Genomic DNA, 21,971 nt, shown 5'->3' on the forward strand with positions numbered 1-21,971 from the left:
TATGAGCTGGACATCTTTGTTCGTAGTCTTTTTGTAGCCATTTGTAGCAATAACCTTCAATAGCTCTTCGTTTACCGCTAGGCTGCGGACATCTGTAACGCCGCCATCAGCCATTCAAACAAGAGCCGGCCATGACTGATCTGTCCCCGTTTCCGGGCCCTGCAAGCGTTGCCGTCGCCACATTGGACGGGCGCTTTTTCCGGCCTCCGCTGCCCGATGGCCATGTGCTGCGGCCGCGTTTGTGCGAGCGTCTGAGCGCCGGTCTCGGTGGCAGGCTGTTGCTGGTCAGCGCGCCAGCGGGGTTCGGCAAGAGTTCATTAGCGGTGGAGTTTTGCCAGGGGTTGCCGGATCACTGGCAAAGCCTGTGGCTGGGATTAAGTCCGCGGGACAGCGATCCCGGCCGTTTTCTTGAACGCCTGCTCGAAGGTCTTCAGGAATATTTTCCGCAACTGGGCAGCCAGGCGCTGGGGCTGCTGAAAATGCGCCAACGTCATCAGCCGTTCGCCTTCGAAGAATGGCTGGACGGTTTGCTCGATGAACTGGCTGTGCACCTTTCACCTAATACTCCACTGTTACTGGTGCTCGATGACTATCATCTGGCCCAGGGCCCGGTGCTTGATCGTTGCCTGCAATTTTTTCTCAATCATTTACCCGATGGTCTGCTGGTCATGGTCACCAGTCGGCAACGTCCCGACTGGCATCTGGCCCGCCTGCGACTGTCGCGGCAACTGCTCGAGCTGCATGAACAGGATCTTCGACTGACCCACGATGAAACCCTGAGCCTGCTTGATCGGCACAGCATTTCATTGCGTGGCGAGGCGCTGGAGAGTTTGATCCAGCGCAGCGAAGGCTGGGTGGCCGGGCTGCGTTTCTGGCTGCTGGCGGCCTCCGAGGCGGGCAGCGAGGGCGCATTGCCCCAATCGCTGTACGGTGGGGAAGGGCTGATTCGCGATTACCTGCTCGAAGAAGTCATCGATTGCCTGCCCGCCGAGGTGCAGTCATTCCTCTACGACACCGCGCCCCAAGAGCGCTTTTGCAGCGAGTTGTGCGACGCCGTGCGCGAAGCCCATGACAGTGCCGAGATCCTGCGTTTCCTGCTGGCGCATCAGGTGTTTCTGGTGCCGCTGGACGAGCACGGTCACTGGTATCGCTATCACCACCTGTTCTCCGACCTGCTGCGCAGCCGGCCCACCGCCCAGGCGATGGTGCCGACGGCCAGCCTGCATCTGCGTGCCTGCCGCTGGTTCAATTCTCAAGGGTTACTCGATGAGGCGGTGGAGCAGGCGTTGCGTGCCGGGCATCTGGATGTTGCGGCGAATCTGGTACAAAACCTTTCCGAAGAACAGCTGCTGGCCGAGCAGAACGTCGGCATGCTGTTGCGCTGGAAAATGGACCTGCCCGACAGCCTGCTGATCAGCACACCACGGCTGATCGTGCTCTACAGCTGGGCGTTGGGGCTGGCCTGCCAACTGGACGCCGCCGAGGAGCTGGCCAGCCATTTGAGCCGCTTCCTGCCGGCGCCGTCGGCCACTGCGCAAAAGTCCATGTTGGCGCAATGGCTGGCCCTGAGCGGCATCATTGCCCGGGGCCGAGGCAATCGCGAGCTGACGTTGCGCTATTGCACCGAAGCGCTGGAGAGCCTGCCGGCCAAACGCTATGGGCAACGCCTGATGTGCCTCTCTACATTGTCCAACCTGGCCATTGCCGACAGCGATCTCTGGCGTGCACGGGAGTTGAATCGTGAGTCCCTTGAACTGGCACAACGAGTCGGTAATCCATTATTCGAGGCGCTGGCCCATTACGACCGCGCCCGTGTGCTGCAGGCGCGTGGGGAGATTCTTCGCTCACTCGATGAAGTCCGCCAAGGGTTGCAACGCCTGCAAGGCTTATCCCCGCAACGGCTGTACGCAGTGCGCGCGCGGCTGATTTTATACGAGGGATTTTTGCTCGCTCTGCGCTCGCAACCTCAAGCTGCGCGAGCACGTTTGCAAGCAGGGTTGGGCGAAGCCAGGGCCTGTCGCGACATCAGCGTACTGATCGGCCATTGCGTGATCGCACGGCTGGATGGCCACAACGGCGAATTCGCCAAAGCCTTCGCCGAACTCGCCGAAGCCGAGCGTCTGATGCACATCTGGGATGTCCCGCCGATTTACTACCTGGCGATGATCACCCTGGTCAAATGCGAACTCTGGCTGGCCCAGGGCCGCACCGACCTCGCCGAAGCCTGGCTTACGCGATTGGGGCAGACCTACAACGGCGAGCACCCGGCGGCCCCCCCGGAATTCCATCCGCAACTGCCGCTGCACATTGAACTGCAACAGGCGGTGCTGGACATGATGAAGGGCCAGCCCATGCTCGCCGAAGGGCGCTTGAACGCGTTGCATGAACACGGTCAGCACAGCGGCCGGCAGATGCTCAGCGTGATGGCGCTAACTCAGAAAATCATCCTGTTGCTGGCAGGCGGGCGTGAATCCGAGGCACGCAAGGCACTGGCCCAGGCTTTGGAAGCGGCCGCTGGAGGTGTCCTGCAACCGTTTGATGCATTGCTGGCCGAGCACGCAACCTGGCTGCGCGGGCAACTCCAACTCTGTGCACCGACGGCCGTTTCGCAAAGCCTCTCGGAAAAACTTCCAGCCATGGCCTCTCGGCCGGTGGTGGAATCATCGCCAGCGGCCGAACAGCTCAGTACGCGTGAACTGGCTGTTCTGCGACTGATCGCCCAAGGGTGTTCTAACCAGGAAATCAGCGATCAGTTGTTTATTTCGCTGCACACGGTGAAGACCCATGCCAGTCATATCAACAGTAAGTTGGGGGTAGAACGCAGGACCCAGGCGGTGGCACGGGCGAAGGAGTTGGGTGTGTTGGGGTAACGCATTTTCACGATGTGCATGGGGTCAATGGATCAAGGCAATTCTGTGCCAAAATTGGCCATTCCTGTTTTCCGAGCGTGCCCTGATGTCCCAGCAACCCACCCTCATCCGCGAAACCTTCCCCGTCGGCCCCCTCCAGTGCAACTGCACAATCATCGGCGACCCGATCACCAAAAAAGCCATCGTCGTCGACCCGGGCGGCAACCACGAACTGATCCTCGCGCGTCTCGATGCGTTGGGCCTGAAAGTGGTCAGCATCATTCACACCCACGCGCACCTGGATCACTTCCTGGCTTCCGGGCAGCTCAAGGAGAAAACCGGCGCGACGTTGCACTTGCATAAAGAAGATCAATTCCTCTGGGACAATCTGGAGATGCAGTGCCAGATGTTCGGCGTGCCTTACATCCCCGTGCCCTCGCCAGATCGTTGGCTGGCCGATGATGAAGAGCTGGCTTGCGGGTGTGGCGTGGCGTTGCACACGCCGGGGCATACACCAGGTTCCATGAGCTTTTGGTTTTCAGAGGCTAAGCTGCTGATTGCCGGTGATACGCTGTTCAAGCGTGGGGTAGGGCGCACGGATTTATGGGGCGGCGATCAGGCGACTCTTGTGCGCTCGATCAAGCAACGGTTGTATACCCTCGACGAAGAAGCGACAGTGGTGACCGGTCATGGTCCGGATACTCGCCTGGGTGATGAAATGCGCGCTAACCCCTTTGTACGAGCCTGAATGTGCAGTTATGAAAGGCACGACGGAATTTTTGGCGTTGGCCATGATCCAACGCCCGCAAAGGTTCATTGCTTCAGTCCGCTGCACCACAGAATGCAAAAAAAAGTAGGAGCTCTCCATGTTCACCTCGCGTCGTTTGATTATTGTCGCTACTGCTGTGGCTTTGTTGTCCGGTTGCGCATCGCAGACCCCTTATGACAACCAGGGTCCAGCTGATGGCAGCTCTACGGGCATGAGCAAAACCGCCAAATACGGTGGCCTCGGTGCCTTGGCCGGTGCGCTGGCCGGTGCTGCCATCAGTCACGATAACCGTGGCAAGGGCGCGCTGATTGGCGCTGCCGTGGTGGGGGCTTCCGCCGCCGGTTACGGTTACTACGCTGATCAGCAGGAGAAAAAACTGCGGGCCAGCATGGCTAACACCGGCGTTGAAGTGCAGCGCCAGGGCGATCAGATCAAGCTGATCATGCCAGGCAACATCACTTTTGCCACTGATTCGGCGAACATCGCGTCGAGCTTCTATCAGCCGCTGAACAATCTGGCGGGCTCGCTCAAGGAGTTCAACCAGAACCAGATCGAGATCGTCGGCTACACCGACAGCACCGGCAGCCGTCAGCACAACATGGACCTGTCCCAGCGTCGTGCCCAGAGTGTGGCGACTTACCTGACTTCCCAAGGTGTCAGCGGTGCCAACCTGTCGGCGCGCGGTGCCGGGCCGGATAACCCGATAGCCAGCAACAGTGACGTCAATGGCCGGGCGCAGAACCGTCGCGTCGAGGTCAACCTGAAGCCGATTCCGGGGCAGCAGTATCAGCAGCAGGGCCAGGTTCAGCAGTATCCTTAAAGCGTCTGATTGAACCCCAGGCGTAAAAGCCCGCCCGATCCTCAGCAGATCGGGCGGGCTTTCTGTGTCACCTGCTCAGGCCTCTTCGCGGGCAAGCCCGCTCCCACAGGATTTGTGTTTGACCCCTATCTTGTGATCGACGAAGAACACTGTGGGAGCGGGCTTGCCCGCGAAGAGGCCCTGACAGGCACCAGAGATATCGGATCAACAACAAAAAAGCCCCCGGATGATCACTCATCCGAGGGCTTTTTCATGTCACGCGAAACCTGATTACTTCTTCAGGCCGTAATGCTCATCGAGCATGCCCGGCGCGTTCGGGGCTTTGGGGGCGTAGTCGCGAGGCGGTTCCTGATCGCGCGGTGGCGTCAGACGTTCCCGTGCCTGCGCCGCGTCGGCGTGCAGGGCAGCCAGCAAGCGTTGGCGAGTCTGCTCGTCCAGGGCCAGACGGTTGGCGCCCTCGGCGAGGTGATCCTGCACTTCCTGATAGCTCTGAGTCAGTTTCTTGACCAGTGTTGCAGTGCTGTTGAAGTGGGTGATCACTTCGTTCTGATAATTGTCAAAACGTTCCTGAATATCATCCAGCTGACGTTGCGTGCGGTTAGGCGCGGCATTCGGCACCAGGCGAGCGATCAGGAATCCAATGGCGACACCCACAACCAGGGCAAGAGTCGGTAACAACCAAACTAAGAGCGAGTGTTCCACGAGTCCTTCCTCTATAAACGGCTTTGCTTTACGTTAACGGCTCGAACCTGCGCTGTATACCGCGATTCACTCGCAATAGATTGGCACAGACAATTGGCTAGACGAGTCGACCCGATTCGAGGTCACGGAGTTCCTTCCTTGCTTATGCGCGAAACCCCTGTAGTGATTGATGGCCCGGTCGGCCAACTGGAAGCCCTGTATTTGGCTAACAACGAGCAACCCCGTGGCCTGGCGCTGATCTGCCACCCGAACCCGGTGCAGGGCGGCACCATGCTCAACAAAGTCGTTTCGACCTTGCAGCGCACCGCGCGCGACGCCGGTTTGATTACTTTGCGTTTCAACTACCGTGGCGTCGGCGCCAGTGAAGGCGCGCACGACATGGGCACTGGCGAAGTCGACGATGCCCAGGCGGCGGCCGACTGGCTGCGGGCCAGGCATCCTGAAATACCTTTGACCCTGTTCGGTTTCTCCTTCGGCGGATTTGTTGCGGCAAGTCTCGGCGGACGCCTGGAAGCCAAGGGCGAGCAGCTCGAGCATTTGTTCATGGTGGCGCCCGCCGTCATGCGCTTGGGCGATCAGGATCAACTGCCGCAACAAGGTACATTGACCCTGATCCAGCCGGAAACTGACGAAGTCATCGATCCGCAGCTCGTTTACGACTGGTCCGACGCACTCGAGCGTCCCCATGAGCTGCTGAAAGTGGCAGAATGCGGACACTTTTTTCATGGCAAGCTGACTGATCTCAAGGATCTGATCCTGCCGCGTCTTTCGAATTGATTGCAGTCTGACAAGCGATTACCCATGACGACTCGTACCCGTATTCTCACCGGCATCACCACCACCGGCACGCCGCACCTGGGCAACTACGCTGGCGCTATCCGTCCGGCGATCATCGCCAGCCGTGACAGCAATGCCGATTCGTTCTACTTCCTGGCCGACTACCACGCCCTGATCAAATGCGATGACCCGCTGCGCATCCAGCGCTCGCGTCTGGAAATCGCCGCGACCTGGCTGGCCGGTGGCCTGGACGTGGACCGCGTGACTTTCTATCGCCAGTCCGACATCCCGGAAATCCCTGAACTGACCTGGTTGCTGACCTGCGTGGCCGCCAAGGGCCTGCTCAACCGTGCGCACGCCTACAAGGCCTCGGTGGACAAGAACATCGAAACCGGCGAAGACCCGGACGCCGGCATCACCATGGGCTTGTACAGCTACCCGGTGTTGATGGCAGCAGACATTCTGATGTTCAACGCCCACAAGGTGCCGGTCGGTCGTGACCAGATCCAGCACGTGGAAATGGCTCGGGACATCGGCCAGCGCTTCAATCACTTGTTTGGCCAAGGCAAAGAATTCTTCACCATGCCCGAAGCGCTGATCGAGGAAAGCGTCGCGACCTTGCCGGGCCTCGACGGTCGCAAGATGTCGAAGAGCTACGACAACACCATCCCATTGTTCAGCAGCGCCAAAGAGATGAAAGACGCGATTTCGCGGATCGTCACCGACTCCCGTGCGCCGGGCGAAGCCAAGGATCCGGACAATTCGCACCTGTTCACCTTGTTCCAGGCCTTCGCTACGCCGGCACAATCCGACGAATTCCGCAGCGAATTGCTCCAGGGCCTGGGTTGGGGCGAGGCAAAGAATCGTCTGTTCCAGTTGCTTGACAGTGAATTGGGCGAATCCCGCGAGCGTTATCACCAGCTGATCGAACGCCCGGCAGATCTGGAAGACATGTTGCAGCTCGGCGCCAAAAAGGCCCGTTCGGTGGCGACGCCGTTCCTCCACGAACTGCGTGAAGCGGTCGGCCTGCGTTCTTTCGTCGCTCAGACCCAAGTCGCAGCGACCACCAAGAAGAAAGCCGCGAAAGCCGCGCGCTTCGTCAGCTTCCGTGAAGACGACGGCAGTTTCCGCTTCCGTCTGCTGGCGGCCGATGGCGAGCAACTGTTGCTGTCGCGCAACTTCGCCGACGGTAAAACCGCAGGGCAAGTGACCAAGCAACTGCAATCCGGTCAAGCCTTGGACGTGCGCAGTGAAGACCTGAGCTTCAGCGTCTGGCTGGAAGGCGAGTGCGTTGCCGACAGCCCAGCCTTCGCCGACAGCGCTGCTCGCGACGCTGCCATCGGTGCTTTGCGCGTTGCCCTGACACCGGTTCAGGAATAATCAACGGCTCGGTCCGACCAAGGGCCGATTGCCATTCCCACGGGCCGTCGCTACAGTGACGGCCCGTTTTTGTTGCCTTGCTAACGAATTATGACGCCCCTAGAACGATATCAAGCTGATCTGAAACGCCCGGAATTCTTCCATGACGCCGCGCAGGAAACTGCCGTGCGCCATTTGCAGCGCCTGTATGACGATCTGGTCGCGGCCTCGCAGAACAAACCGGGCCTGCTCGGCAAACTGTTTGGCAGGAAAGACCAGGTGCCGGTCAAAGGCCTGTACTTCTGGGGCGGCGTTGGTCGCGGCAAGACTTACCTGGTCGACACCTTCTTCGAAGCGCTGCCGTTCAAGGAAAAGACCCGCACTCACTTCCACCGCTTCATGAAGCGCGTGCATGAAGAGATGAAGACCCTCGGCGGCGAGAAAAACCCGCTGACCATCATCGCCAAGCGTTTCTCCGACGAGTCGCGAGTGATCTGTTTCGATGAGTTTTTCGTCTCCGATATCACCGACGCAATGATCCTTGGCACGTTGATGGAAGAGTTGTTCAAGAACGGCGTGACCCTGGTCGCGACCTCGAACATCGTGCCGGACGGCCTGTACAAGGACGGCCTGCAGCGTGCGCGTTTCCTGCCGGCCATTGCGCTGATCAAGCAGAACACCGAGATCGTCAACGTCGACAGCGGCGTCGATTACCGTCTGCGTCACCTCGAGCAAGCGGAACTGTTCCACTTTCCGCTGGATGATGCTGCCCAGGAAAGCCTGCGCAAGAGCTTCCGGGCCCTGACGCCGGAATGCACGGCAGCCATCGAGAACGACGTACTGGTGATCGAGAACCGTGAGATCCGTGCCGTGCGCACCTGCGATGACGTGGCCTGGTTCGACTTCCGCGAACTCTGCGACGGCCCGCGCAGCCAGAACGATTACATCGAACTGGGCAAGATTTTCCACGCCGTATTGCTCAGCGATGTCGAGCAGATGAGCGTCACCACCGACGACATCGCCCGACGCTTCATCAACATGGTCGACGAGTTCTACGACCGTAACGTGAAGCTGATCATTTCTGCCGAAGTCGAGCTCAAAGACCTCTACACCGGCGGTCGCCTGAACTTCGAGTTCCAGCGCACGCTTAGCCGTTTGCTGGAAATGCAGTCACACGAGTTCCTGTCCCGGGCGCATAAGCCGTAGACAATTCGAAAACATAAAAAAGGGCCTGCAATGCAGGCCCTTTTTTGTGCGCGCCGAAGAACCCATGTGGGAGCGGGCTTGCTCGCGAAAGCGGTGGTTCAGTCGACATCAATGTTGAATGTCAGACCGCTTTCGCGAGCAAGCCCGCTCCCCCATTGGATGTGTGTCTAGCCCTTAAGCAGCTTGCTGAAACTGCTGCCGATACTGGTTCGGCGACAACTCCGTGTGCTGGCGGAACAGTCGCGCAAAGAAACTCGCATCGTCGTAACCGACTTCATAGCTGATGGTCTTGATGCTCTTGCGGCTGCCGGACAACAAGCCCTTGGCCGTTTCAATGCGCAGCCGTTGCAGATAATGCAGCGGTTTATCGCCGGTAGCGGTCTGGAAACGACGCATGAAATTGCGGATGCTCATGCCGTGTTCGCGGGCCACGTCTTCGAAGCGGAACTTGTCGGCGAAATGTTCTTCGAGCCAATGCTGGATCTGCAGGATGATCACGTCCTGGTGCAGCTTCTGCCCGCCGAAACCGATCCGCCCCGGCGCATAGCTGCGTTGCACTTCGTAAAGAATGTCGCGGGCTACGGCCTGGGCCACGTTTGCGCCACAAAAACGCTCGATCAAATAAATGTAGAGATCGCAGGCCGAAGTGGTGCCGCCGGCGCAATACAGGTTGTCGGCGTCGGTCAGGTGTTTGTCCTGATTGAGCTGGACCTGCGGAAAGCGTTCGGCAAACGCATTGAAGAAACGCCAGTAGGTCGTCGCTTCTTTGCCATCGAGCAAGCCGGCCTCGGCCAGCCAGAACACGCCGGTAGCTTCGCCACACAATACAGCGCCGCGTGCATGCTGCTGGCGCAGCCATGGCTGGACCTGTGGATAACGTTTGCAGAGGGTGTCGAAATCGTCCCAGAACGCGGGAAGGATGATGACGTCGGCATTTTCCAGGCCGCCGTCCACCGGCATGATCACATCGCTGAAGCTGTTCACCGGTTTGCCGTCGGGGCTGACCAGCCGGGTTTCAAACGCCGGTGTCAGGCCGTGGCCCAGTTGTTTGCCATAGCGCAGGCTGGCCAGATGGAAGAAATCCTTGGCTTGCATGAGGGTGGAAGCGAAAACCCGGTCGATAGCCAGGATGCTGACGCGCCGCAAGGGCGTGGAGACTTGGTTAGACATAATTCAACTTTATTCTTATAGGGGAAAGTGGTCACCAGACGGCTGGATCGTCTTATTTTTTGTCGGATGTGTCCAGTGTCCTGTATCGGAAGCGAGGCTTAGTCTCTAAAGGTCAATTCCGCTTCACAATAACGACAGGTGCCGCATGATTCCCAGAACCTTGTTCAGCTCCGAGCACGAACTTTTTCGCGACAGCGTGCGAACGTTCCTCGAAAAAGAGGCCGTGCCGTTCCATGGTCAATGGGAAAAGCAAGGCTATATCGACCGCCAACTCTGGAACAAGGCAGGCGAGGCGGGGATGCTTTGTTCGCATCTGCCGGAGGAATACGGCGGACTGGGGGCAGACTTTCTTTACAGTGCAGTGGTGATCGAAGAGGTCGGCCGCCTGGGTTTGACCGGGATCGGTTTTTCGCTTCATTCGGATATCGTTGCGCCTTACATCCTGCATTACGGCAGTGAAGCGTTGAAACACAAATACCTGCCCAAACTGGTGTCTGGCGAGATGGTCACCGCGATTGCCATGACCGAACCGGGTGCCGGTTCTGACCTGCAAGGGGTGAAAACCACCGCGGTGCTGGATGGCGACGAATACGTGATCAACGGTTCGAAGACCTTCATCACCAATGGCTTTCTGGCTGATCTGGTGATCGTCGTGGCCAAGACCGATCCAAAGGCAGGAGCGAAGGGCACCAGTCTGTTTCTGGTGGAGGCCAACACGCCGGGCTTCGCCAAGGGTAAACGCCTGGAAAAGGTCGGCATGAAGGCTCAGGACACCTCGGAGCTGTTTTTCCAGGACGTTCGGGTGCCGAAGGAAAACCTGCTGGGCCAGGCCGGGATGGGCTTCGCTTACTTGATGCAGGAATTGCCGCAGGAGCGTCTGACGGTCGCGGTGGGTGGTTTGGCGTCAGCTGAAGCGGCGTTGCAATGGACCCTGGATTACACCCGTGAGCGCAAGGCTTTCGGCAAAGCCATCGCCGACTTCCAGAACACTCGCTTCAAACTCGCGGAAATGGCGACCGAAATTCAGATCGGCCGGGTTTTCGTCGATCGCTGCCTGGAACTGCATCTGCAAGGCAAGCTCGACGTGCCGACGGCGGCCATGGCCAAGTACTGGGGCACCGATTTGCAGTGCAAGGTGCTCGATGAGTGCGTGCAGTTGCATGGCGGTTACGGGTTCATGTGGGAATACCCGATCGCCCGGGCGTGGGCGGATGCGCGGGTGCAGCGGATCTATGCCGGGACCAATGAGATCATGAAGGAGATTATTGCGAGGTCGCTTTGATGGTGTGGTGAATTCGAGATCGCCTTCGCGAGCAAGCCCGCTCCCACATGGGATCTGTGTCGATGCACAAATATGAGCATCAACACTGATCAACTGTGGGAGCGGGCTTGCTCGCGAAGGCTTTTCACCTATCGATCAAGGTGCAGGATTCGGATGGTCCTGGTGAATCGCCTCGATCCCCGCCAGCACTTCGTCGGAAAGTTTCAGTTCGAAGCTGGCAATGTTGCTGTCCAGTTGCTCAAGCGTGGTGGCGCCGATGATGTTGCTGGTGACGAACGGTTGCCGTGTGACGAAGGCCAGTGCCATTTGCGCCGGATCCAGACCGTGTTCACGAGCCAGTGCCACATAACGGCTGCACGCTGCCTCTGATTGAGGATTGAAGTAGCGGCTGAAGCGGCTGTAGAGGCTCAGGCGACCTTTGGGCGGGCGCGCGCCACCTTCGTACTTGCCCGACAGGAAACCGAACGCCAGCGGCGAGTAGGCGAGCAGGCCGCACTGTTCGCGGATGGCGATTTCCGCCAGGCCGACTTCGAAACTGCGATTGAGCAGGTTATAGGGGTTCTGGATCGATACGGCGCGCGGCCAGCCACGGGCCTCGGCGAGGGCGAGGAAACGCATGGTGCCCCACGGCGTTTCGTTGGACAGGCCGATGTGGCGGATCTTGCCGGCCTTGACCTGTTCGTCCAGTGCTTCGAGGGTGTCTTCCAGCGGGGTGAGGTTGACTTCACTCGTGTGCTTGTAGCCCAGTTGTCCGAAGAAATTGGTACTGCGTTCCGGCCAGTGCAGCTGATAGAGATCGATGTAGTCGGTCTGCAAGCGCTCGAGGCTTGCATCCACGGCCTGGACGATGTTCTCGCGGTTGTGCTTGAGGTTTTTGTCGCGGATGTAGTCGATGGTGTTGCCCGGGCCGGCGATCTTGCTCGCCAGGATCCAGTCGGCGCGATCGCCGCGACTTTTGAAGTAATTACCGATATAGCGCTCGGTGGTGGCGTAGGTTTCGGCCTTGGGTGGCACCGGGTACATCTCGGCGGTGTCGATGAAATTGATCCCTGCGCTCTTGGCCCGTTCGATCTGGGCGAAGGCTTCAGCCTCGCTGTTTTGCTCGCCCCAGGTCATGGTGCCGAGGCTGATTGCACTCACGTTCAGATTGGTTCGGCCTAGCTGGCGATAGTCCATCGGGTGCTCCCTGGGCAAAACAATCATAAAAGCAGGTTGAAATATTTTTCGCAATCTGCATAATTGCGCACCTCTTTCTGCAGTGGAAGTGATGCGCCGCCGCCGAAGAATCTTGCCGTTGAACGGACGCGCCGACCCGAGCCCCCGAAAGCGTCTGTATCCGGCTGCCTTTGACTTGTCAAAGTACGCACTATTCAGTAAGATCCGCCGTCTAATTTACAGGGCGGCCCCTGAGGCTATAAAGAATGAAAACTTTTACTGCTAAACCGGAAACAGTACAGCGCGACTGGTTTGTCGTCGACGCTGCAGGTCAGACCCTGGGTCGTCTGGCCACCGAAATCGCGAGCCGTCTGCGTGGCAAGCATAAAGCTGAGTACACTCCTCACGTTGACACCGGCGATTACATCGTCGTTATCAATGCCGAGCAGATTCGTGTAACCGGTGCTAAAACCACCGACAAAATCTACTACTCCCACTCCGGTTTCCCGGGCGGCATCAAGTCGATCAATTTCGAAAAGCTGATCGCTAAAGCCCCTGAGCGCGTGATCGAGACCGCGGTCAAAGGCATGCTGCCTAAGAACCCGCTGGGTCGCGACATGTATCGTAAGCTGAAAGTCTATGCGGGCGCTGTACACCCTCATACTGCTCAGCAGCCCCAAGAACTGAAGTTTTAACGGAATAGTTCATTATGTCGGCGACTCAAAATTACGGCACTGGCCGTCGCAAGACCGCAACCGCACGCGTTTTCCTGCGTCCGGGTACTGGTAACATCTCCATCAACAACCGTTCGCTGGATAATTTCTTCGGCCGCGAAACTGCCCGCATGGTAGTTCGTCAGCCGCTGGAATTGACTGAGACTGTCGAGAAGTTCGACATCTACGTCACCGTGATCGGCGGTGGTGTAAGTGGTCAAGCTGGCGCAATCCGCCACGGTATCACTCGCGCACTGATGCAGTACGACGAAACCCTGCGTGGCGCTCTGCGCAAAGCTGGCTTCGTTACTCGCGATGCTCGTGAAGTTGAACGTAAGAAAGTTGGTCTGCGTAAAGCGCGTAAGCGTCCGCAGTACTCGAAGCGTTAATTCGCTTTCGCGTTCAAGAAGAACGCCCAGTTTCCTCGCGAAGCTGGGCGTTTTTTTATGGGCGTGATTTATCGAGGAGTTGCGCTGTGACAACTTGCCACATCCGCAGAGGCCCTATACTGCAAGGCTTGGCAGTGAAGCCCCTCGGTAATTACCTTGTCAGGATTGGGGCTTTTCATTACCATTCGGCAAAATTTTTATAAGTTCAGATTTTTACTTAGTAGACGCCTGATTTAACAGGCCACAAAGCTGATGGGAGAGGACTGAATGAGCAATGACGGCGTGAATGCAGGCCGGCGTCGCTTCTTGGTAGCAGCCACATCCGTGGTGGGTGCTGCAGGAGCGGTGGGGGCTGCGGTCCCGTTCGTGGGGTCATGGTTTCCCAGTGCCAAGGCGAAAGCCGCAGGTGCACCGGTGAAAGTGAATGTCAGCAAAATCGAGCCAGGTCAGCAAATGATTGCTGAGTGGCGCGGCCAGCCGGTGTTCATTGTCCGCCGTACCGAGGAAATTCTGGGGAATCTGAAAAAGATCGAGGGCCAGCTGTCTGACCCGACCTCCAAGAACTCGACGCAACCGACCTATGTCGACCCGGAAACGCGTTCGATCAAGCCAGAAGTTCTTCTGCTGATCGGTATCTGCACGCACCTGGGTTGCTCACCGACTTTCCGTCCGGAAGTGGCTCCTGCAGACCTGGGCAAGGATTGGGTAGGGGGTTATTTCTGCCCTTGCCACGGTTCTCACTACGATTTGGCTGGCCGCGTCTACAAGTCGCAACCTGCGCCTTTGAACCTGCCAGTTCCCCCGCATTCCTATGAGACCGATGACATCATTGTCATTGGCGTCGATACGGAGAAAGCGTGATGAGCAAGTTCATGGATTGGGTTGATGCGCGCTTCCCCGCAACCAAAATGTGGGAAGACCATCTCAGCAAGTATTACGCCCCGAAGAACTTCAACTTCTTCTATTTCTTTGGCTCCCTGGCACTGCTCGTTCTGGTCAACCAGATCGTTACCGGTGTCTGGCTGACCATGAGCTACACCCCGTCGGCGGAAGAAGCGTTTGCTTCCGTCGAATACATCATGCGCGACGTCGAGCACGGGTCGATCCTGCGCATGTTGCATGCAGTCGGGGCTTCGATGTTCTTCATCGTCGTTTACCTGCATATGTTCCGTGGCCTGCTTTACGGTTCGTACCAGAAGCCGCGGGAGCTGGTATGGGTGTTCGGCATGCTGATCTACCTGGCGTTGATGGCTGAGGCCTTCATGGGTTATCTGCTGCCGTGGGGCCAGATGTCCTACTGGGGGGCCCAGGTGATCATCTCGCTGTTCGGCGCGATCCCGGTCATCGGTAACGACCTGACCCAGTGGATTCGTGGTGACTACCTGATTTCCGGTATTACCCTGAACCGCTTCTTCGCCTTGCATGTGGTTGCCCTGCCGATCGTGATCCTCGGTCTGGTGGTGGTGCACATTCTGGCGCTGCACGAAGTGGGGTCGAACAATCCGGATGGCGTCGACATCAAGAAGTACAAAGACGAAAACGGCGTACCGCTGGACGGCATTGCCTTCCACCCGTACTACACCGTGAAAGATATCGTCGGCGTGGTGGTGTTCCTGTTCATCTTCTGCTCGATCGTATTCTTCTTCCCGGAAATGGGCGGCTACTTCCTCGAGAAACCGAACTTTGAAGTGGCGAACGCCTTCAAGACCCCTGAGCACATCGCTCCGGTCTGGTACTTCACACCGTTCTACGCGATTTTGCGGGCGGTTCCGGACAAGCTCCTGGGCGTAATCGCCATGGGCGCGGCCATCGCTGTGCTGTTCGTCCTGCCATGGCTGGATCGCAGCCCGGTCAAGTCGATGCGCTACAAAGGCTGGCTGAGCAAGATCTGGCTCTGGGTGTTCTGCATCTCGTTCGTGATCCTGGGTGTGTTGGGTGTTCTGGCGCCAACGCCAGGCCGTACGTTGCTGTCGCAGGTATGTACCTTCCTGTACTTCGCCTACTTCATTCTGATGCCGTTCTACACCAGGCTCGAGAAGACCAAACCGGTTCCGGAAAGGGTGACTGGCTGATGAAAAAGCTATTTGCTGTAATGATTCTTGCGGCGATGCCTGTGCTGTCTTTCGCATCGACATCGAGTGGCCCGGAGCTTGAGAAGGTCGACATCGACGTTTCCGACAAGGCTGCCATGCAGGACGGCGCACGTACGTTTGCCAACTATTGCATGGGCTGCCACAGCGCGAAGTTCCAGCGCTACGAGCGTGTCGCCGATGACCTGGGCATTCCTCACGAGTTGATGCTTGAGAAACTGGTGTTCACCGGCGCCAAGATTGGCGATCACATGAACATCGGCATGCAGCCGGCTGACGCCAAGACCTGGTTTGGTGCGGCGCCGCCCGACCTGACTCTGGTGGCTCGTGTTCGTGGCACCGACTGGCTCTACGGTTATCTGCGTTCGTTCTATGAAGACCCGTCGCGTCCATGGGGCGTGAACAACAAGGTGTTCCCGAACGTCGGCATGCCTAACGTTCTTGTCGGCCTGCAGGGTCGTCAGGTGATAGGCTGCAAACAAGTTCAAGTCGTCGATGACGGCAAGAAGCAATACGATCCGCTGACCGGCACCGCTTTGACCCATGAAGCCTGCGATCAACTGACTGTATTGCCGAAAACCGGCACGCTGAACGAAGAGCAGTTCGATGAGAAGGTCAAGAATCTGGTGACCTTCCTGGCCTACTCGGCCAACCCGGTGAAGCTGCAGCATCAGCGCATCGGTACCTATGTGTTGCTGTACCTGGCGTTCTTCTTCGTATTCGCTTACTTGCTCAAGCGTGAATACTGGAAAGACGTCCATTGATAAAGCTGTAAGCCATTGCTGTTAATCGCACGCGCCCAGGGGCGTCTCTGAAGGTGTAACGAGTCTGGTGATCCAGGCGTTACGGGAGGCGCCCTCTGGGCGCGCGTGTTTTTCCGTTTCCGATAATTTCAACAAGCGAGGAGGACCGCCATGGGCGTGACCAATCGGTTGGCCTGTTACTCCGACCCCGCCGACCACTATTCCCACCGAGTGCGCATCGTACTTGCAGAGAAGGGTGTCAGCGCCGAGATCATTTACGTGGAGGCTGGTCGCCAGCCGCCTAAACTGATTGAAGTGAACCCTTACGGAAGCCTGCCCACCCTGGTCGATCGTGACCTGGCGTTGTGGGAGTCGACCGTGGTGATGGAGTATCTGGATGAGCGTTACCCGCACCCGCCGCTACTGCCGGTTTATCCCGTGGCGCGTGCCAACAGTCGTCTGCTGATTCATCGCATTCAGCGTGACTGGTGTGGCCTGGTGGATCTGATTCTGGATTCGCGGACCAAGGAAGCAGCCCGCGTCGTGGCTCGTAAAGAGCTGCGCGAAAGCCTGACAGGCGTGTCACCGTTGTTTGCCGACAAGCCGTTTTTCCTCAGTGAGGAACAAAGTCTGGTGGATTGCTGCCTATTGCCAATACTCTGGCGATTGCCGATTCTGGGTATTGAACTGCCGCGGCCTGCCAAGCCGCTGCTTGATTATATGGAGCGCTCGTTTGCGCGTGAGGCTTTCCAGGCGAGTCTGTCTGGTGTCGAACGCGATATGCGCTAAGGCTTAAGGAGCCGCTATGAACTCCAGTCGACCTTATCTGGTCCGCGCGCTCTACGAGTGGATTGTGGACAACGATTGCACCCCGCACATGCTGGTCAATTCCGAGTATCCATCGGTGCAGGTGCCTCAGGGTTTTGCCAGTGACGGACAGATTGTCCTGAACGTTTCCCCGGCAGCCGTGCGTCATCTGCACATGGACAACGAGGCAGTCAGTTTCGAGGGGCGCTTCGGTGGCGTGCCGCACACTCTGTACGTGCCTATCGCATCGATCCTGGGCATTTACGCCCGGGAGAACGGTCAAGGCATGGTATTCGATATGGAGCCTCTGGAAGACGAGGAAGAGATCGAGCCGGATGATGATGTTCCGCCACCCGACAGTGAGCCGCCGCGTCCCAGCGGTCGACCCAGTTTGAAAGTGGTGAAGTAATAAAAAAGGCGATCCGAATGGATCGCCTTTTTTATTACTTCACCACTTTCAAACCGTAGGAGCTGTCGAGTGAAACGAGCTTTTGACTTGTCTTAAAGGCAAAATCAAAAGATCGCAGCCTCGTTTCACTCGACAGCTCCTACAGGCTTCTACCAGCGCTTACAGTCGCGTCAATCGATGTACTCAAACAACTTCACGATCTTCTGCACACCGGAAACGCCTTGTACCAGATTGGTCGCCTGGGCCGCTTCCTGCTTGGTCAGCAGACCCAGCAAGTAGACGATGCCGTTTTCGGTCACAACCTTGATGCGCGAGCCCGGAATGGACGGATCGGTAAGCATTTGCGTCTTGATCTTGGTGGTCAGCCAGGTGTCGTTCTGACGCGCCAGCAGCGAGGATGGTGGCAGTACTTGCAGTTCGTTGTGCACCTTCTTCACGCGCTGAACGGAGGCGGCAACCTGTTCTGCCTTGGCCTTGAGGTCGGCACGAGGGGTTTGCCCGGCAAGCAGTACCACGCCGTTGAAGCTGGTGACGACGATGTGCGAGTTGTTGTCCAGGTCCGGATCGGCCTTGGCAATGTTTACACCGGCCTTGGTTTCGATCAGGGAGTCGTCGATCTTGCTGCCGAAGGTGCGGGTACCGCGGTCATCATCGATCGGCGCTTCGCGACTGGCGTTAACCACCGAGGTGCAGCCGCTGATGCCAAGGCACAGGGTCAAGGCCAGAAGGCCTAGGCGATTAGGGGTCATTCTTCACTCCCGAACAGTTGGCTGTCGATCAGATCGCAAAGGCAATGGATCGCCAGCAGGTGGACTTCCTGAATACGTGCTGTGACGTTGGCCGGCACGCGAATCTCGACGTCCTCAGGCAATAGCAGTGACGCCATGCCGCCGCCATCACGACCGGTCAATGCTACGACAATCATTTCGCGATCATGTGCGGCCTGGATCGCTTGAATTATGTTTGCCGAATTGCCACTGGTGGAAATCGCCAGCAAAACATCACCCGGCTGGCCGAGGGCGCGGATTTGTTTGGAGAAGATTTCGTTGTAGCTGTAATCGTTGGCGATCGAGGTGATCGTCGAGCTGTCGGTGGTCAGCGCGATGGCAGGCAGGCTCGGGCGCTCGCGTTCGAAGCGGTTGAGCAGCTCGGAGGAGAAGTGCTGTGCGTCACCGGCGGAACCGCCGTTGCCGCAGGACAGCATTTTGCCCTCGTTGAGCAGGGCGTTGACCATGACCTGGCTTGCTTGCTCGATGTGCGGTGCAAGTACGTCCATCGCCTGTTGCTTGGTGTCGATACTGGCCTGAAAAAGCTGGCGAATTCGCGATTGCATGTCCATCTGTGTGACCTTAATTAGCGCGGCTACTCGGCACATGAATGTGCAGCCCGCAAAGCAAAGAGCAAAAGTGTTGGGTGAAGGTGTCCGGTTCGGGACGCAAGCGATCAGCTGTCGAAGGCATTCTGCAACCAGTTCAACTGATCAAGGTTGCTGTCGATGGCAACCACGTCGAAGCGGCAGGGGGAATTGGCCCAACGCGACTCGCGCTGAAGAAAATACTGCGCGGCGAAAATCAGTTTCTGCCGTTTGCGCCCATCAATGCTATCGAGCGCGCCACCCCATTGGGTGTTTTTTCTGTAGCGGACTTCGACGAATACTACTGTATCGCCATCAAGCATGACCAGATCAAGCTCGCCGCGTTTACACAACCAGTTCTGCGCCAGCAGGCGCAGACCTCGTTGCTGAAGATGCTCGAGCGCATGGCGCTCGGCATCCTTTCCGCTTTGCTGGCGTGACCTGTCAGGCATCAGCGTGAGGTATCCGGCAGGCGTTGAACCTGACCGTTGATGAACTCTGCCCATGGCAACTGACGCTCGACCCGTTGACTCTGAGTCATGCCCAGGCTGCCCGATTGACCCTGGATGCGGCTGTCCGGCAAGGCCTTGAGTTGCCCCAGGCGCGGTGCCAGGCGATAGGCGTCAACGCCCATCGCGTACAGACGGCCCAGGCTGCCGCCGGCTTGTGGCCATTGCGCAGTGACCTGTTTGCGCAGCGGATCATTGGCATCCAGCAACCATGGGGTTTCGCAGAAGCGAATACCGTTCATGTCGTTGTACTGGTTCTGATCGCCACTGGCGCTGAATACGTGGGAGGTGGCGTAAACCGGCACGTCACCCGCGTACTGGAAGTTCAGGGTCGGTTTGATCTGTTGAGCCTGTTGCGGCGTCGCGGCCAGGAAGATGAACTCGATGTCCTGGCGACGCGAAGGTTGAGCGGCAACCTGCGAGCCAACGGTGCTTTGCAGGCTTTTGGCGCGGCCTTCGCTCTGGCGCAGCTGGAACATGTCGGCAATCTGCTGGGCCAGTTGCACCGGCTGGTCGACACGTTCGGTAGCGACAATGCTGCCACCGTTGGCTTGCCAGTCCTGGCTGAACGCCCTGAGTACGCGGTCGCCCCATTCACCTTTCGGCACCATGATCGCGGCGCGGTGCAGGCCATCGGCGCGTGCGCGACGGGACACTTCGCGGGCTTCGTCTTCGGCGGCAAGACCGAACTGGAACAGTTGGGTCGGACCTTGTGTGCCTTCGCTGTAGTTCAGGGCCAGGGTCGTGATCGGCAGTTGCGGACGCGCGCTAAGCTGTTTGACCAGCGGCTTCTCCAGCGGGCCGACGACCAGTTGCACGCCATCGGCCTGGGCCTTGCGATAGAACTCGTCGAGGGAGGTCAGGCGCGAGCTGTCGTAGAACTCGATGGCTGGCGGCTTCTGGCCGGCTTGTTGCGCCTGGTAGTGCGCAGCCATGAAACCTTCACGCAGCGCTTTGCCAACCGAACCCAGTGGGCCGTCTTGCGGCAGTAGCAGGGCGATCTTGCTCAGGGGCTGGCTGGCCAGCTCCTTGAGTTTGGTCAGTGGCAACGGCAGCTGGATGGCAGCCGGGTGCTTTGGATTCTGTTCGCGCCAGTTGTCGATCGCGGCTTGCTGCTGTTCCAGGGTGCCGGCGGTTTTTACCGCCAGCGCCAGACGGATCCAGCCGCCGAGGTCATCGTCGGTGGTTGGCTGCAATTGATCGGTCGGTAGCGAAGCGATCAGGGTCCAGATCGCTTCGTGGTTTTTGCTGGCCGCTTCACCTTCAAGCATCGGCGCAATAAAGATGCGCTCCCGTGCGGCGGCCAGGGTCTGGCCATCGGCCTCAAGGGCGCGGGCATGAACGGTGCCGGTGCGAACCTGTTGTTCGACGGGCAGTTCGCTCAGGCGTTGCAGACTTGGATGACTCAGGGCAGTCAGCGCCGCTTTGGGCTGATTGCGGACCATGGCCAGTTCAGCCGCCAGGGTGCTGGCGAAGACTTGCTGGCCCGGCTTGAGTTGTTCCACTGGCACCTGTTGCAGGATTTGCGCGGACTGGCCGGCATTGCCCTGACGATAAGCCAGGTCTGCCGCGCTCAGGCGCAACAGGGCGGCTTTTTCCGGATCTTTGCTTTTGGTGGCCTGCTCGAGCAGTTGCTCGATACTGGCATCCGGGGTCCGTGGAAGTTCGCCAAGGCTGGAAGAGGGCGAGCTGGCGCAGGCCGCCAGCAAGGCAACGAGGCAAAGGGCAGTAAACAGCCGCAGGCAAGCGATCATGTAGTGTTCCTGATACTCGATCAAATTAGCGTGGAATTGTACCCAAGCACTGGCCGGGGCGCGATGTTACTGGCGTGAATCGATCAATTTAGCTCGTGCAAATGTTGCCGCACTGCTCAAAAGGCTGGAAAACCCGCGCAGAGTGAGGCGTATCGTAAGTGCTGCTACGCGCTACAATGTCGCCTTTTACCGATCATGAGGTGCGCGCTTTGACTGCTCCAGGTGCTTTGAATTCCGCTGCTGGCTCGCTTTATGTGGTGGCGACGCCCATCGGCAACCTGGACGACATCAGTGCGCGTGCGCTGAAAATCCTGCGCGACGTCGCCTTGATTGCCGCCGAGGACACTCGCCATTCCCAGCGATTGATGCAGCATTTCGGTATTCCCACGCCGCTGGCGGCCTGCCATGAACACAACGAGCGGGAGGAGGGTAACCGCTTTATCACGCGTCTGCTGGCGGGCGACGATGTGGCGTTGATTTCCGACGCCGGGACACCGCTGATTTCCGACCCGGGTTATCACCTGGTGCGTCAGGCTCGTGCCGCGGGAGTCAATGTGGTGCCGGTTCCGGGGGCGTGTGCCTTGATTGCGGCATTGTCGGCGGCGGGCCTGCCGTCTGACCGTTTCATCTTCGAAGGTTTTTTGCCAGCCAAGGCTGTCGGCCGACGGGCTCGTCTGGAGCTGGTAAAAGAAGAGCCGCGCACGCTGATTTTCTATGAAGCACCGCACCGCATCCTCGAGTGCCTGCAAGACATGGAGCTGGTATTTGGTGCCGAGCGTCCGGCGTTGCTGGCGCGGGAACTGACCAAGACCTTCGAAACCCTCAAAGGCTTGCCGCTGGCCGAGTTGCGCGAATTCGTCGAGTCGGACAGCAATCAGCAGCGTGGCGAGTGTGTAGTGCTGGTGGCGGGTTGGACTGCTCCTGAGACCGAAGACGCTGTCAGCAGTGAAGCCATGCGTATTCTCAATCTGTTACTCGAAGAGATGCCGCTCAAGCGTGCGGCGGCATTGGCGGCGCAAATTACCGGCGAACGCAAGAATGTGCTCTATCAGGTCGCGCTGGATAAACAGAAGGGCGAGTAAATCGACGTGCAGCGCCGGCCAGAGGCTTTTAG

The 21,971-nt window shown here is 58.4% G+C and carries 22 protein-coding genes; 15 read left to right on the plus strand and 7 right to left on the minus strand.

All coding sequences use genetic code 11. The features are described from left to right. Positions 1 to 131 precede the first annotated feature (131 nt). The 3 genes from ABH909_RS08570 (at position 132) to ABH909_RS08580 (ending at position 4,438) form a co-directional block, all read left to right on the plus strand. A complete protein-coding gene (locus ABH909_RS08570; RefSeq protein ID WP_429432184.1) occupies positions 132 to 2,870 on the plus strand; it encodes a LuxR C-terminal-related transcriptional regulator in 2,739 nt (912 codons plus the stop codon). A gap of 85 nt (positions 2,871 to 2,955) precedes the next feature. Continuing rightward, positions 2,956 to 3,597 carry an MBL fold metallo-hydrolase gene (locus tag ABH909_RS08575; RefSeq protein ID WP_429432187.1) on the plus strand — a complete coding sequence of 214 codons (642 nt, stop codon included), beginning with the start codon at positions 2,956 to 2,958 and terminating at the stop codon, positions 3,595 to 3,597. A 118-nt stretch (positions 3,598 to 3,715) separates the two neighbouring features. Beyond that, complete coding sequence (locus tag ABH909_RS08580; RefSeq protein ID WP_429432189.1) at positions 3,716 to 4,438, plus strand: OmpA family protein; 723 nt, start codon at positions 3,716 to 3,718, stop codon at positions 4,436 to 4,438. A 270-nt stretch (positions 4,439 to 4,708) separates the two neighbouring features. On the opposite strand, the gene ABH909_RS08585 is transcribed toward ABH909_RS08580, so the two are convergent. Next, positions 4,709 to 5,140 carry a YhcB family protein gene (locus tag ABH909_RS08585; RefSeq protein WP_429432192.1) on the minus strand — a complete coding sequence of 144 codons (432 nt, stop codon included), beginning with the start codon at positions 5,138 to 5,140 and terminating at the stop codon, positions 4,709 to 4,711. A gap of 144 nt (positions 5,141 to 5,284) precedes the next feature. On the opposite strand from ABH909_RS08585, the gene ABH909_RS08590 reads away from it, so the two are divergent. The 3 genes from ABH909_RS08590 (at position 5,285) to zapE (ending at position 8,482) form a co-directional block, all read left to right on the plus strand. Then, positions 5,285 to 5,917, plus strand: a complete 633-nt coding sequence (locus tag ABH909_RS08590) for an alpha/beta hydrolase (RefSeq protein WP_429432195.1) — start codon at positions 5,285 to 5,287, stop codon at positions 5,915 to 5,917. A 24-nt stretch (positions 5,918 to 5,941) separates the two neighbouring features. Next, the gene (locus ABH909_RS08595) at positions 5,942 to 7,297 is read left to right on the plus strand and encodes a tryptophan--tRNA ligase (RefSeq protein ID WP_123494475.1); all 1,356 of its coding nucleotides are present in this window, start codon (positions 5,942 to 5,944) and stop codon (positions 7,295 to 7,297) included. A gap of 90 nt (positions 7,298 to 7,387) precedes the next feature. Then, positions 7,388 to 8,482, plus strand: a complete 1,095-nt coding sequence (zapE, locus tag ABH909_RS08600) for a cell division protein ZapE (RefSeq protein ID WP_429432198.1) — start codon at positions 7,388 to 7,390, stop codon at positions 8,480 to 8,482. A 174-nt stretch (positions 8,483 to 8,656) separates the two neighbouring features. On the opposite strand, the gene ABH909_RS08605 is transcribed toward zapE, so the two are convergent. Continuing rightward, entirely contained in the window at positions 8,657 to 9,553 is an 897-nt protein-coding gene (locus ABH909_RS08605) for a GlxA family transcriptional regulator (RefSeq protein WP_429439789.1), read from the minus strand. 244 nt (positions 9,554 to 9,797) lie between these two features. Here ABH909_RS08605 and ABH909_RS08610 point away from each other — a divergent pair, with 244 nt between their 5' ends. Continuing rightward, positions 9,798 to 10,934: an acyl-CoA dehydrogenase family protein gene (locus ABH909_RS08610; RefSeq protein WP_008004989.1), complete on the plus strand. Its 1,137-nt coding sequence runs from the start codon at positions 9,798 to 9,800 to the stop codon at positions 10,932 to 10,934. Positions 10,935 to 11,069: 135 nt separating this feature from the next. Here the strand turns inward: ABH909_RS08610 and ABH909_RS08615 are convergent, their stop codons facing one another. Next, positions 11,070 to 12,110 carry an NADP(H)-dependent aldo-keto reductase gene (locus ABH909_RS08615; RefSeq protein ID WP_429432201.1) on the minus strand — a complete coding sequence of 347 codons (1,041 nt, stop codon included), beginning with the start codon at positions 12,108 to 12,110 and terminating at the stop codon, positions 11,070 to 11,072. A 245-nt stretch (positions 12,111 to 12,355) separates the two neighbouring features. Between ABH909_RS08615 and rplM the strand changes: the two genes are divergently transcribed. From rplM to ABH909_RS08650, 7 genes are all read left to right on the plus strand, one after another. Then, the gene (rplM, locus tag ABH909_RS08620; RefSeq protein WP_007905295.1) at positions 12,356 to 12,784 is read left to right on the plus strand and encodes a 50S ribosomal protein L13; all 429 of its coding nucleotides are present in this window, start codon (positions 12,356 to 12,358) and stop codon (positions 12,782 to 12,784) included. Between the two features lie 14 nt (positions 12,785 to 12,798). Beyond that, positions 12,799 to 13,191: a 30S ribosomal protein S9 gene (gene rpsI, locus ABH909_RS08625; RefSeq protein ID WP_002555064.1), complete on the plus strand. Its 393-nt coding sequence runs from the start codon at positions 12,799 to 12,801 to the stop codon at positions 13,189 to 13,191. Between the two features lie 267 nt (positions 13,192 to 13,458). Beyond that, a complete protein-coding gene (gene petA, locus ABH909_RS08630) occupies positions 13,459 to 14,052 on the plus strand; it encodes a ubiquinol-cytochrome c reductase iron-sulfur subunit (RefSeq protein ID WP_007905300.1) in 594 nt (197 codons plus the stop codon). Further along, positions 14,052 to 15,263: a cytochrome b gene (locus ABH909_RS08635; RefSeq protein WP_007905302.1), complete on the plus strand. Its 1,212-nt coding sequence runs from the start codon at positions 14,052 to 14,054 to the stop codon at positions 15,261 to 15,263. Before petA ends, ABH909_RS08635 begins: the two co-directional genes overlap by 1 nt. Then, positions 15,263 to 16,045 (plus strand): cytochrome c1, encoded by a 783-nt coding sequence (locus ABH909_RS08640; protein ID WP_429432206.1) that lies wholly within the window; start codon positions 15,263 to 15,265, stop codon positions 16,043 to 16,045. The genes ABH909_RS08635 and ABH909_RS08640 overlap by 1 nt, the downstream gene beginning before the upstream one ends. A gap of 150 nt (positions 16,046 to 16,195) precedes the next feature. Beyond that, a complete protein-coding gene (locus tag ABH909_RS08645; RefSeq protein ID WP_007905304.1) occupies positions 16,196 to 16,813 on the plus strand; it encodes a glutathione S-transferase N-terminal domain-containing protein in 618 nt (205 codons plus the stop codon). 16 nt (positions 16,814 to 16,829) lie between these two features. Then, positions 16,830 to 17,240: a ClpXP protease specificity-enhancing factor gene (locus ABH909_RS08650; RefSeq protein WP_095632533.1), complete on the plus strand. Its 411-nt coding sequence runs from the start codon at positions 16,830 to 16,832 to the stop codon at positions 17,238 to 17,240. 170 nt (positions 17,241 to 17,410) lie between these two features. Here ABH909_RS08650 and ABH909_RS08655 read toward each other — a convergent pair whose 3' ends face one another. The 4 genes from ABH909_RS08655 to ABH909_RS08670 form a co-directional block, all read right to left on the minus strand. Continuing rightward, positions 17,411 to 17,989, minus strand: coding sequence for a BON domain-containing protein (locus tag ABH909_RS08655; RefSeq protein WP_429432209.1), 579 nt, complete (start codon positions 17,987 to 17,989; stop codon positions 17,411 to 17,413). Next, positions 17,986 to 18,579 (minus strand): phosphoheptose isomerase, encoded by a 594-nt coding sequence (locus ABH909_RS08660; RefSeq protein WP_007904374.1) that lies wholly within the window; start codon positions 18,577 to 18,579, stop codon positions 17,986 to 17,988. The genes ABH909_RS08655 and ABH909_RS08660 overlap by 4 nt, the downstream gene beginning before the upstream one ends. Before the next feature lie 104 nt (positions 18,580 to 18,683). Further along, positions 18,684 to 19,046 carry a YraN family protein gene (locus ABH909_RS08665; protein ID WP_095632531.1) on the minus strand — a complete coding sequence of 121 codons (363 nt, stop codon included), beginning with the start codon at positions 19,044 to 19,046 and terminating at the stop codon, positions 18,684 to 18,686. Then, entirely contained in the window at positions 19,046 to 20,857 is a 1,812-nt protein-coding gene (locus tag ABH909_RS08670) for a penicillin-binding protein activator (protein ID WP_429432212.1), read from the minus strand. Before ABH909_RS08670 ends, ABH909_RS08665 begins: the two co-directional genes overlap by 1 nt. Before the next feature lie 176 nt (positions 20,858 to 21,033). On the opposite strand from ABH909_RS08670, the gene rsmI reads away from it, so the two are divergent. After that, the gene (gene rsmI / locus ABH909_RS08675; protein ID WP_429432215.1) at positions 21,034 to 21,939 is read left to right on the plus strand and encodes a 16S rRNA (cytidine(1402)-2'-O)-methyltransferase; all 906 of its coding nucleotides are present in this window, start codon (positions 21,034 to 21,036) and stop codon (positions 21,937 to 21,939) included. The last annotated feature ends 32 nt before the right edge of the window (positions 21,940 to 21,971 follow it).

It is taken from the genome of Pseudomonas sp. BS3782 TE3695 (assembly GCF_050435305.1).
In the GTDB taxonomy this organism is placed as follows: domain Bacteria; phylum Pseudomonadota; class Gammaproteobacteria; order Pseudomonadales; family Pseudomonadaceae; genus Aquipseudomonas.